Here is a 12,339-nt window from a genome sequence, read left to right as displayed (position 1 = left end):
TACAATTTCATCGGTTTAATATTCAGGAACAGAAGAATCAATTTCTCGACTCCAAGCTAAAATTCCGCCTTTAACGTTAGTTCCTTCAATGCCAGCTTCTTTGAGAATTCCTAACGCTTTTCCAGACCGAATTCCTGATTTACAATGGGCAATTAAACGATGACCATTCAACCGTTCTTTAACTTGTTCAATGCCTTTTCCTTGTTCAATATCTGGTAAAGGAATTAACATCGAACCTGGAATTTTAGCAATTTCATACTCATGGGGATTACGCACATCAATTAACATGAAATCATCGGCCCCACTATCGATTAATTGCTTAAGTTCCTGAACGGTCATTTCAGGAATATCCATTTTCTGTTTTGCCTCCTGTTCTTTTGCTTGGGGAATGCCGCAGAATTGTTCGTAATCAATTAATTTTTCAATCACCGGACGTTCAGGATTAGGACGTAATTTTAACTCACGGAACGTCATATCTAAGGAGTTGTATAACAATAACCGTCCGCTTAAGGTTCGACCTTTTCCGATAATAATTTTGACGGTTTCTGTGGCTTGAATCACCCCAATTATTCCGGGTAAAATGCCTAAAACGCCACCTTCTGCACAGGAGGGAACCATTCCGGGTGGTGGGGGTTCGGGGTATAAATCACGGTAATTAGGCCCCCCTTCATAGTTGAACACCGTCGCCTGACCTTCAAACCGGAAAATTGACCCGTAAACGTTGGGTTTGTTCAACAACACACAGGCGTCATTGACTAAATATCGCGTTGGGAAATTGTCAGTTCCGTCTACAACCACATCATAGGGTCGTAGCAGGTCAAGGGCATTTTCTGAACTAATGCGGGTGTTGTAGAGGTCAACTTGACAACTGGGGTTAATTTCCAAAATCCGGTTTTTCGCCGATTCAATTTTGGGTTTTCCTACCCAGGACGTCCCGTGAATAATTTGGCGTTGTAAGTTGGAATGGTCAACGACATCAAAATCCACAATTCCGATGCGTCCAATTCCCGCCGCCGCCAAATACAGGAGTAATGGCGAACCGAGTCCCCCGGTTCCAATGCACAGAACGCTCGCCGCCTTCAAGCGTTTCTGACCTTCCAGACCGACTTCTGGCAAAATCAAGTGGCGGGAGTAACGTTCGTAGTCTTCTTTCGTTAACTGGATTTCATCCAGATTCGGATTTAGCATAGCAATTTCGACAAAAAAATAACCTACCCCTGGAGGGGTTTTTGGTCGTCAAAAGTATATATTATAAGTCGAGTGACGGCGTAACGGTTAAATTCTTATTAATTCTTCAGGTTGAAACTGGTGCTCATCATCTAAACTCCAGTTTTGCAGGTCGGTTGCTTTTCCTTTTTCCACAGAAATAATCACATAAGAATACCCTGACCACGCATAAATGCGATCAAATTCTGAGGGAATGGCTGGATGATCAGGATGGGAATGATAGATTCCGATAATAACCAGATTGCGATCGCGTCCTTCTTTTTGCGCTTTTAGCATTTCTTGAGGGGAAATTGTAAAGTAATGTTCTGTTGTCATTACAGTTTTTTGTAAGGTTTCTATCACTTCAAAATTTTGAGATGTTTCGGCGTTCCAAGCATTTTTGGTTGGGATAATTTCTACTAACTGTTTATCCCCGTTTTCATTAATTTTGCCCATCATTAAACCACAACATTCATGAGGATAGGTTTGTTTCGCATGGGTGATCATGGCTTGGAAATGCTGTTGAGAAAGGGTTAATGTTGCCATAGGATTAATAGGAGTAATTACTAATATATTTAAAATTAGACTGTTTGATTAGAAAAAGTTAATTTTGGAATTAATCTGATCACAATAGCCAGGGTTAAAAAAAACATAATTCCCAATGCAGAACTAACAAATAGATTCACTTTTCCAGGTTGTTTGACAATTAAATCATATCCAGCCATTGCTAAAGAAAAAGCTCCAAAGTAAATTCCAATTCCTAATCCTGCTTTTTGAGAAGGAACTAAGGAAAACGCAATGGGAATTATACCATTAGCAACGAAACTATAACTGACAATTAGCAATAAAATCAATAAAAATAAAATAGGATGGGAAATAAAGGTGAGAGGAACTAATAAAACAGCCGTTGCAATTAATCCAATTAATGTGGCTTTATGATTTCCTATTTTAACAGCAATTAATCCGGCTGGAATAGATGCAAACGCTAAAAGAAGTAATCCGGTAAACATCATCCATTTGACATTGACCCCTAAACTTTGGATCACTTTTGGAGCAAATTCTCCTAAGAGGAGCCGTGTGGCTAAAGCCATAAAAAATCCTAATATTCCAATTAAAATTAGGTGTTTTAAATATAATTTTTTTTGAGAGTTATCAACAGGAGAAAAAACGGTTAAATCTGGATTAAATGCTCTTAAAATCCCAACAGAACTTAATAAAACGATCGAGCCTAAAGTAAAGGTAATTCCTGCTCCTAAACTCAGAATAAATTCACTAGAAATGGGACGAATTGCCCCGACAATTCCTCCAACAAAAATTAAAAGGCTCATGGCTTGGGGAAGTTTTGTATCAATGGCATATTGAGCTAATAAAGCCGTCGCTGGACTTCTAAAAAGAGCCATAGCAACTGACCAAAGGATTAATAAAACGGGGAAGATCCAATAAAGGTTTTTAAAAGATTGACCAAAAATAAAAAAAGTGGGAATTGCTATAAATAAACCTGAAGCTAAAATTACTCCTAAACTAATGAAGGGAAAACGGGTTCCCATCCAGTATCGTTGACGATCAGAAAAATTCCCCGCCACGGGTTCAAGAATAATGCCTAACGCATTTTCAATGATTAAAATTGTGGCGGATAATCCCGCAAATCCAAAATCAGCTAATAACTGAGGTAAGTATAATCGATATAATAACCAAGTTAAGGTGATCGCTCCTTGAATTAAAGATAATCCAATTAACTGAAACCAAAGAACAGACGGGGGAGATTGAGATTGAGACATCTGAATTAATTCTCCCTGCGATTCTTCACTAATTCTATGGCTAAATCAATAGCTGCTTTCATACTTGACGCATCTGCAATGCCTTTTCCCGCAATATCAAAGGCTGTACCATGATCAGGAGAAGTTCTAATAAACGGTAAACCAATGGTGGTATTGACTGCCCGATCAAATGCCATTAATTTAACAGGAATTAACCCTTGATCATGATATAATGCTAAATAAGCATCATGGGCATTTTTTCCTAAATTAAACCAAGCTTGACCCGGTTTAACCCACAGGGTATCGGGGGGAATCGGGCCATCTAATTGAAGATAAGGATAGCGATCGCGTTGTTGATTTAACCAAGGAATTAACCACTGTTTTTCTTCTGTTCCTAGCTGTCCATCTTCTCCACTATGAGGATTTAATCCTGCTACCGCAATTCGAGGATTTTCTAATCCAAACTCATGACGTAAACAATCTACTAATAACCCTAATTTTAAACTCATTAATTCGGGGTTTAGGGTTTGGGAAATTTGGGAAAGCGGAATATGAGTCGTTGCTAATAAAGTTCTTAACGTCCAACCTGTGTAGGGAGATCGGGCAACAAATAACATTCCAAAGCGTTTAACCTTAGCTTTTTCGGCTAAAAATTCCGTTTGTCCTGGGTAATTATAACCCGCTAGATTCCATAAATTTTTAGAAATTGGCCCTGTAATAATTCCATCAAATTCGCCTTTTAAAGCTTGATTAATTGCTATCTCTAAATATTGAAAACTTAAGGCTCCACTGGTAAGATTTCCCACTCCAACTTTGAGAGGGGGTAATGTAGGTTCAGGTTCTACATGAATCACCTGCAATTGTTCAGGTTTGGCTGAAGGAAACCCTTGTTGCTTTAACTGTTGATAGGTTTGTTGTAAAATCTGCTCGTTTCCCACCACCGTTAAATCACATTCTTGATGGAATGACGGATTAGCTAAAGCTTTTAATACGACTTCTGGCCCAATACCTGATGGATCACCTAATGTTATGGCTAAACGAGGTAATGGTTTAGATTGAGACATAATTTTATGAGTTAGCCCTTCATGGCTTTTTCTTCATTGTTTCCTATATTGTAGATCGAAAAGGCATAGGACAAGGTAAGAATCAGCTAAAATTAATCCTGAGCCAGAATTTTTTGAAATTAACCTTGAATTTATGGATATTCCCTCAACCCTTAATGTTGTCATTGGCTTATTTTTTATTTATTTACTTTTGAGTTTATTAACTTCAGAAATCCAAGAATTATTAGCCAGTTCTGTTTTTGACTGGAGAGCAGAAAATTTATATCGTTCTATTCAACTAATTTTAGGAAATACAGCCACAGAATTACTGTATCAACATCCGTTAATTAAGTCTTGGAAAGATTATAAACAACAAATTAATCAAAGCTCTATCGGGCCATCTTATCTTCCTAGTTCAACCTTTGCGTTAGCTCTAATCAGTGTCATTTTAGAACAGTCTGGGGTACAACCCAAACTTGATAGTTTGACGATTCCAGATTTTATTAAAGCTATTGATTCTGAACCGATTAAAACTGTTTTTGATACGGATCAAATTAAATTGTTTAAAATTTTAGCCGTCAAAGCCAGCAACGAAGCGAGAGAATCGACCAATATTGAACCCTTAGAAAAAGCTATTAGTGATTGGTTTGAACAATCGATGATTCGAGCATCAGGGGTTTATAAACGAAAAGTTAAATTCATTACATTGTTGATTGGATTGATTGCTGCTATTGTATTAAATGCAGATACGTTAAATATTGCCAATCGTTTATTTCAAGAGCCTATTGTCCAGAAAAATCTCAGCCAAACGATTAATCTTATATTAACTCAAGATGAAACTTCAGCGCTTAAAAACTGTTTACAATCAAAACCTGACTTGGAAACATTCTGTCCAGATTTAAAAGAAAATTTCCTTTATTCCTATTTATTTGATTTCTCCTCTTTACCATTAGGTTGGGGTGCATCGAACCTAAATCAACAGTTTAATTCACCACCCAATATATTAGCTTTTAATATGATTAAAGTTTTAATAGGATGGGGATTAACAGCGATCGCAATTTCCATGGGTTCTTCCTTTTGGTTCGATCTCCTCAACAAATTAATTAACGTTCGTAATACCGGATCAAAACCCTCAAAATCAGAGTCACCCACAAACCAAAATTAACACTTTTCTATAATCGATGTCGATATTGAAGTTCATAAAAGCTAACGGTAAATAAAGTTCCATTTTCTGGGTTGAGGACGATTGTTCCTTCCAGTTGTTCAGTCAGGGTACAAACTAATTCCATTCCCAAAGATTCGACATTTCTAAAATCTACTCCTTCGGGAAAACCGACCCCATTATCTCGAACGGTGACTATAATTTTTTCATCTTCCTCTTGATGTAGTCCGAGATAAACAATTCCTGAACGACCATTGGGGAAAGCGTGTTTTAAAGTATTAGAAACCAGTTCATTTACGATTAAACCACAGGGTTGAGCCGTTTCAATATTTAAACCAATTGGTTCAATATCGAGTTCAAACTGAATCCGACCATCTTGGATATTATAGGATTCAAATAAATTATCAATTAAGTCTTCTAAATAATCGGCAAAATTAATTTTTTCTAAATTGGTTGAACGATACAGTTTTTCATGAATTAATGCCATGGAATAAATGCGATTGCGACTATCTTCTAAAACCTTAATTAATTCCGGTTCTTGAACATAATCCGATTGAAATTCTAAAAGATTAGAAACAACCAGTAAGTTATTTTTAACTCGGTGGTGAATTTCTTTGAGTAAAACTTCTTTTTCTCGTAAGGATGTTACCAAAGTTTCTTCACCTTTTTTGCGTTCGGTAATATCCCGATACATCCACAAATGTCCTTGAGAGGTTCCTTGAATTATAATTGGAACATAATCTCGTTCTACAGTGCGTCCATCCACTAAAGAAAGTTCTTCATTGACAACCACTCGTTTTCTTCGCATTACCTCTTGATTTCGCAGAATAAATTGTGTGGGATCTGTAAAAATATTTTTATATTCAAAGGAAAAAGAAGAGCCATCCATCCCCCTGAGTTTTTCGGGAGATTCATTGATTTTAAATAAACGACAAAAAGCTTGATTGGTTAAGACAATTTTCTGGAATTCATCCTTAACTAAAATGCCTAACTGTAAATTTTCAATTAAGGCAGTTAATCGAGAAGTGGTTGCCAATAATTGTTCTTCAATTCTTTTCCGTTCTGTAATATCAATTCCGATAAAAATTGCCGATTGATCTTGATTGTATTTTTGAGCCGCTAGTAAATAATAACGAGTTACATCTTCAATTCGAGTTTCTAGGGTAACTTCACTGGTTTTCAGATAAGGTTCAGTCATGAATTGTTCCATAAATTTAGCGAATTCATGACTTCCCTTGAGAAATCCAATTTGCTGACCAACAAAGTCTTCAGGTTGTAAATGATAGGTATTAGCCAGATGTCGATTAACGCCTAAATAATGTAAATCCCCACTAATCCAAGACACAAACCCAGGAACAGCATCTAATACAGCTTGTAATTGTTCATTGGTGGCTTTGAGGCGTTCTTCCGCTTGTTTGCGATCGCTAATATCAATCCAATAACCCACAATTTCTAAAGGATTTCCTTCTGCATCTCGAATTAATTTACCTTGATCATACATCCAATGATAAGTGCCGTCTTGATGTTGAAATCGGTATTCGTAACTTGCATATCCTTGTTGAAACAAAGCTGATCTATCTTGATTAGTCAGTTTATCAATATCTTCTGGATGAATATGATTTAACCAAAATCCCGGTTGGGTAAATTCAGAAACATTGTATCCTAACAGGGTCTTGATATTATCACTAATAAATGTCGCTTCATACTCTGCACTGGGTTTAGCACTATAAATAATTCCAGGGCTAGAAGATAATAAATATTGTAATCGTATTTGACTCACTAATAAAGCTTGTTCTGCCTGAGAACGTTCTTTTAATTCGGTTTGTAATTTTTCATATAATTCTGATTGTTGAATTGCAATTGCAAGTTGACTGGTAATTTGTTGCAGGAGGGAGATTTCCCACTCTTCCCATTGTCGAGATTGATTGCATTGATGGGCAATTAATAAACCCCATAACGTTTCATTTTCAATAATTGGAACGGCAACTTTGGCTTGAACTTGAAATGTCTCTAAAAAGTCTACTAAACACGCAGATAGATGACTCTTTTTAATATTAGCAATGGATGTGATTTTTCCATGAATATATAGTTGATGACATTCGGGAGGAAAGATTTCTTCAGAAAAGATTTGTTCTATCAGGGAAGGACACTCAGGATTAACGGCTTCAGCAATGACGCTTCCACTATGATCAGGATAAATTCGATACACTAATACCCGATCCGCTTTTAAAAATTGCTTGACTTCTGTCACCATAGTCGATAAAATGGATTTCAGATCTAGAGATTCTCGAATGCGTTGGGTAATCGTCGCAATTAATCGTTCTCGGATGACTTGCTGACCTAAACGTTCCTCAGCTAATTTGATTTCGGTAATATCATTTTGAATTCCTAAATAATGGGTGAGATTCCCTTCATCATCATAAATCGGAGAAATATTTAATTTATTCCAAAATAAAGATCCATCTTTGCGGTAATTTCTTAAGATAACATTGCAGTCTTTTTTCTGTGCTAAGGCTTTTCTAATTTTTTTTAATTGTGACTGATTATCATCCGTCCCTTGAAGAAATCGGCTATTCTTACCAATGGCTTCTTTGCCAGAATACCCCGTTACTTTTTCAAATGCGGGGTTAACAAAAACAATCGGATAATCGGGTTGTCGGGCATCAGAAATTACAATTCCATTACTACTATAGGCGATCGCTCGTTCACTCAGTCGTAATCTTTCTTCAACTCGTTTTCTTTCCGTTATATCCGTTGCAGCCCCTAAAATTTGTTTCGGTTTTCCATCAGAAGTTCGAGCAAAAACCGTGTCTCGACTCACAAACCAATGCCAATGTCCTTCGCTATCTTTCATGCGGTATTCAAACTCCAAAATTTCATCTTCATTGGCGGTGCTAAATTTTTGATAATAATTTTTGAGGCGGGAGTAATCTTCTGGATGAACTAGATCAGGAAAGATATTTTTCCCTTGTTTTAAAATTTCTTCTCGCGTATATCCTAAAAGTTTAGTGATTTCTTGATTCACATAAATATTGCGATTTTCAATTAAATCATAAATATATAAAATATTAGGGCTTGCATCCGTAATCCGTTGGATAAATCGTTGACTTTCTTGCAGTTCTAATTCAGCTTTTTTCCGATCGGTAATATCTAATGCGGCTCCTGTAATCCCAATAATATTTCCTTCTAAATCAAATAAGGGATCAATGGTTAAATCATAGCATTGAATATCTTGCTGGGTATGGGTAATCACTTCTTCTCGTAAACCCACTTTTGTAGTTAAGACTTGTCGTTTAAGTTGAGTCAGTTTAATCGCATCTTCTAGGGAAAAAATATCACAATCCAATTTTCCAATCACGGCTTCGGGTGCATATCCTCCTGCGGGATTATAAATCCAGGTGTATCGCAACTCTAAATCTTGATTAAACACCACAATAGGAGAATTTTTTAGCGTAATTTTAAACCGTTCTTCACTAAATCGTAACGCTTCTTCCGTTTGTTTCCGGGCGGTGATATCCCGTGAAACTGAAACAATTTCTTGAATGGTTCCTGTTTCATCTCGTACCATTTTTTGAGTTGTTTCAAACCAGACATATCGTTGATCTTTCCGCAAAATCCGATAAACGATTGTATTAATATCTGGGCTTTCTATTAAACTTTGATGGGGACGATTAATTTTCACAAGATCTTCTGGATGGAACAATTCATCGGCTGAACGTCCCACTAACTCTTCGGGTTCATACCCCAATAAGGAACGGGAAGCGGGAGAAGCATAAAGATAAATCCCTTCGGGGGTATGACGGCTAATTAAATCCGTTGAATGATCAGCCATTAACCGATAAAGTTGTTCACTCTGGCGGATAGATTCTTCCGCTTGTTTTCGTTCTATTGCAGTTGCTAAAATATTCGCGACACTTTGCAAGAAATTAACATCATCTTCACTAAACAGTTGTTGTTTTTTTCCATAAATTTCTACCTGTCCCAAATGATGATAGTTCTGACCTATAATTGGAATACAAACTCCTTGATTTAAGACATTCAAGTGATCATTCTGAAGAGGATTGTTTTTTAAATCTTGCCTAGATTGGCTACTCTCTGGAAAGTTTGAGTTGTATGGGTTAAAGGGTTTTAAAACTAGAGGTTCATGACTGAGAAGGGTATAATTTTGATGAGTTTCATCACAAACGGCTAAGGTTAAGAAACCTCCTTCACAATTGTATTCTAAAACTTTACAATATTCTACATTTAAATCTTGGGAAACCTGAAGCACAATTTCATTCACTAAAGACACTAAATTCATTTCTGATAACGCTTTCTGACCTAAATCTGCAATAATAGCTTGTTGATAAGCTTTATTTTCTAATTGAGCTTCTATAGTCTTTAATTCTAGGACTTGGCGGTGCAATTTTTCATTCATAAAACTCAGTTCTGTGGTACGGTCAGCCACCCGAACTTCTAACTCTTCATTGAGGGTTTTTAACTCGGCTTCAGCTTGTTTTCGAGCACTAATATCCGTAATGGTTCCGACATAACCAATAATTTCGCCTTGATCGTTTAATTCTTCCACCGCTTGACCAAAAACCCAGGTAATTTGACCATCTTGACGCTGAAACCGATATTCACAACAAAACTGAATCTGTTGTGGAGAGCTATCTCGACTGCTTTGATTTGAAGGGGTGCGGAGTCGTTCCCATTCTGCGGTGACTGTTGTTTGATCTTCTGGATAAATAGCTTGCATCCAACCTTGTTTTAACGCTTGTTCTGGCGTGAGTCCAGAAATTTCACACCACCGTTGATTAACATATAAATAATTTCCTGAGCGATCGCAGTGAAAAATTCCGACAGGAGAAATTTCTGCTAAGGTGGCATAACGTTTTTTGCTTTTTCTTAAGGCTGCTTCTGTACGTTTATTTTCAGTGACATCACGAGCGACGGCATAATATTGGGTTTCATCAAAGGGCATTGCTGTCCACGAGAACCACCGATAGGAACCATTTTTACATCGATATCGATTTTCAAAATTTTGGCTAGGAATTCCTAGTGATAAATTTTCTAACTGTAAGAGGCTATTATCTAAATCATCAGGATGAATTAAGCTTAAAAACGATTGTTGAAAGAGTTCGGCTTCGGAATATCCTAATAAATTCAACATTCGAGGATTCACTCGTTTAAAATATCCTTGGGTGGTAGCAATACAAAAGACATCTAAAGAAAGATTGAAAAATCGGTTTAATTCTTCTTCGGCTTGTTGTCGTTCGACACAGGAAGCAATAATATTAGCAATGGCTTGTAAAAAACTAATTTCATCGGAGGTAAAGTAACGCTGATCTTCAGCATGAATTGCTAAGACTCCAAAGGGCTTTTCTTTCCCAGCAATTAAAACACTAACACCACTGACAATATTATGATTATAAAACAGGGTACAGCCACTAAAACGGGTTTCGGTTCGTAAATCATCAACGATGATAGGTTCTTTCTGTAATAAGGTATAACCGATTTGGGATCTGCGACCATTGCCAACGGTGATTCGTCCCACACAACCGGAACGCCAACCTGATCCGGCGGTTAACAAAAAGGTGTTTTCGTTGGGTAGTAATTCCCAAATTTGAACATAGGAGATCGTTAATGTTTGTCCAACCAGAGAAACCACCTTTTCTAAGAGAGCATCTAAGCTATTTTGGGAAAGGGCATATTGGCCTAATTCAGCAATCACCTGCTGCTGTCGGGCACGACGCTTGAGTTCTTTTTGGGAGGTTTGACGGGCGGTGATATCCTGAATCAGAGATAAAAAAGAAACAACTTGCCCAGATTTATCTTTTAAAGTAGAGTTGTACCATTCGCAATAAACGATTGACCCGGCTTTTGTGTAGTTGCGATTACAGCAGATATTCCCGCTTTCCTGACCCTGAAGCAACCGAGAGGCGCTCCCATTCACCTGTTCTAAATCTTCTGGATGGACAAACTCCCACTGATTCCAATGACGATTTAGAATTTCTTCTGACTTCCATCCGAAGATTTTTTCGGCTTGGGGAGACCAACGTTTCACCCGAAATTGTTCATCCCATTCAATGACGGCTAAGGGAAAATTGTCAACGTGAAAGCTTAAGTGTTGGTGTGCTTGTCCGAATTGGGTGTCAGTTTGTGGTGGAGGGGTAGGCGGTGAGGTTCCGGTGATGGGTTGTAGAGACCCATGGTGGCTCGCCTCCACCCGTAGGCGTTGTTGTACCCGTTGTTCAATGATTTGTTCCTGTTCGTCCAGAAGTTCTTGTTGAGTAATCAGCAAACTTTGGATGTTCTGCTCTAAAAAAGTAATGACAGCATTTAATTCAGCCGGGTCAAATAAACGCAACAAATGGTTTTGGGTAATCATTCCTAATAACTCTCCCTGATTTCCCGTAACAACTAATCGCTGCACCCGTGATGATTGCATTTGCTGGTTAGCTCGCCATAAATTATCGTGTTGATGAATGGTAAACAGGCGTTGATTCATCACGTTAATGGCGGTGGCTCTGGAGATATCTTGACCTAACGTTTGAAAATGAAGTAAATCCCGTTCTGTGATCAAACCGATCGGAAACTTGACGGCTTGGGTGCTGATGTCTAAGGAAGGATGACGATCTTCGGTGACTACTAAACAATTGATTTGATGCTGTGCTAGAAGTTTCGCCACCTCTAGCAACGGTGTGGATGGGGAAACTTGCATCACTGGGGTAGTCATGACTTCTGCGACGGAACGCAACCGCAATAAATTAATCGGTTGCAGCATTTGACGCAGGGTTTCCTTTGTAATGACTCCCTGTAATTGTCCTTGGTGATCAACAACGGGTAGATAATGAATTTTTTCCTTCTGTAATAACGCAAGGGTGCTATAAAAATCCCGATATTCCTCCTGCTTTAAGACCACCATCTCCGTTGTCATACAAGATTCAATCTTCAGATCTGCCAAGGGTTGGCCAGAACTGATCAAGTTGATGACATCTCGTTGAGTGAAAATCCCCACTAACTGATTTCCCTGTTGCACAACGGCATAACTCGCTGGATAGCAGGGGTGATCATCCATCTGCTTGATCACTTCTAAAACAGGCTGTTCAGGAGTAACGCAGATCGGAGCCTCATCGAGAAGTTGATTCAGGGTTGGAATGTAAGAGTTAGGTTCCATAGCAGGGTCTGG

General features: G+C 38.0%; 6 protein-coding genes. 1 reads left to right on the top strand and 5 read right to left on the bottom strand.

Annotated features, from left to right (window positions below):
• Positions 1-15 precede the first annotated feature (15 nt).
• The 4 genes from moeB to pdxA all read right to left on the bottom strand — a co-directional run bounded on the left by moeB (position 16) and on the right by pdxA (position 4,027).
• Positions 16-1,188, bottom strand: coding sequence for a molybdopterin-synthase adenylyltransferase MoeB (gene moeB / locus ACKPEB_RS10900; RefSeq protein ID WP_408964912.1), 1,173 nt, complete (start codon positions 1,186-1,188; stop codon positions 16-18).
• Positions 1,189-1,275: 87 nt separating this feature from the next.
• The gene (locus tag ACKPEB_RS10895) at positions 1,276-1,752 is read right to left on the bottom strand and encodes a Mov34/MPN/PAD-1 family protein (protein WP_408964911.1); all 477 of its coding nucleotides are present in this window, start codon (positions 1,750-1,752) and stop codon (positions 1,276-1,278) included.
• A 35-nt stretch (positions 1,753-1,787) separates the two neighbouring features.
• Positions 1,788-2,984, bottom strand: coding sequence for an MFS transporter (locus ACKPEB_RS10890; protein ID WP_408964910.1), 1,197 nt, complete (start codon positions 2,982-2,984; stop codon positions 1,788-1,790).
• 5 nt (positions 2,985-2,989) lie between these two features.
• The gene (pdxA, locus tag ACKPEB_RS10885; RefSeq protein WP_408964909.1) at positions 2,990-4,027 is read right to left on the bottom strand and encodes a 4-hydroxythreonine-4-phosphate dehydrogenase PdxA; all 1,038 of its coding nucleotides are present in this window, start codon (positions 4,025-4,027) and stop codon (positions 2,990-2,992) included.
• A gap of 133 nt (positions 4,028-4,160) precedes the next feature.
• Between pdxA and ACKPEB_RS10880 the strand changes: the two genes are divergently transcribed.
• Positions 4,161-5,171 (top strand): hypothetical protein, encoded by a 1,011-nt coding sequence (locus ACKPEB_RS10880; protein ID WP_408964908.1) that lies wholly within the window; start codon positions 4,161-4,163, stop codon positions 5,169-5,171.
• A gap of 7 nt (positions 5,172-5,178) precedes the next feature.
• Here ACKPEB_RS10880 and ACKPEB_RS10875 read toward each other — a convergent pair whose 3' ends face one another.
• The gene (locus ACKPEB_RS10875; RefSeq protein WP_408964907.1) at positions 5,179-12,327 is read right to left on the bottom strand and encodes a PAS domain S-box protein; all 7,149 of its coding nucleotides are present in this window, start codon (positions 12,325-12,327) and stop codon (positions 5,179-5,181) included.
• Positions 12,328-12,339 lie beyond the last annotated feature (12 nt).

Source organism: Planktothrix sp., assembly GCF_046067725.1.
GTDB lineage: Bacteria > Cyanobacteriota > Cyanobacteriia > Cyanobacteriales > Microcoleaceae > Planktothrix.
Note: the sequence above shows the minus strand (reverse complement) of the source record. Positions and strands in the feature narration are given on the sequence as shown.

What these genes read in the sequence shown, in the direction of transcription:
- moeB (WP_408964912.1), bottom strand. Translation starts at nt 1,188, where the DNA reads ATGCTAAATCCGAATCTGGATGAAATCCAGTTAACGAAAGAAGACTAC.
- ACKPEB_RS10895 (WP_408964911.1), bottom strand. Translation starts at nt 1,752, where the DNA reads ATGGCAACATTAACCCTTTCTCAACAGCATTTCCAAGCCATGATCACC.
- ACKPEB_RS10890 (WP_408964910.1), bottom strand. Translation starts at nt 2,984, where the DNA reads ATGTCTCAATCTCAATCTCCCCCGTCTGTTCTTTGGTTTCAGTTAATT.
- pdxA (WP_408964909.1), bottom strand. Translation starts at nt 4,027, where the DNA reads ATGTCTCAATCTAAACCATTACCTCGTTTAGCCATAACATTAGGTGAT.
- ACKPEB_RS10880 (WP_408964908.1), top strand. Translation starts at nt 4,161, where the DNA reads ATGGATATTCCCTCAACCCTTAATGTTGTCATTGGCTTATTTTTTATT.
- ACKPEB_RS10875 (WP_408964907.1), bottom strand. Translation starts at nt 12,327, where the DNA reads ATGGAACCTAACTCTTACATTCCAACCCTGAATCAACTTCTCGATGAG.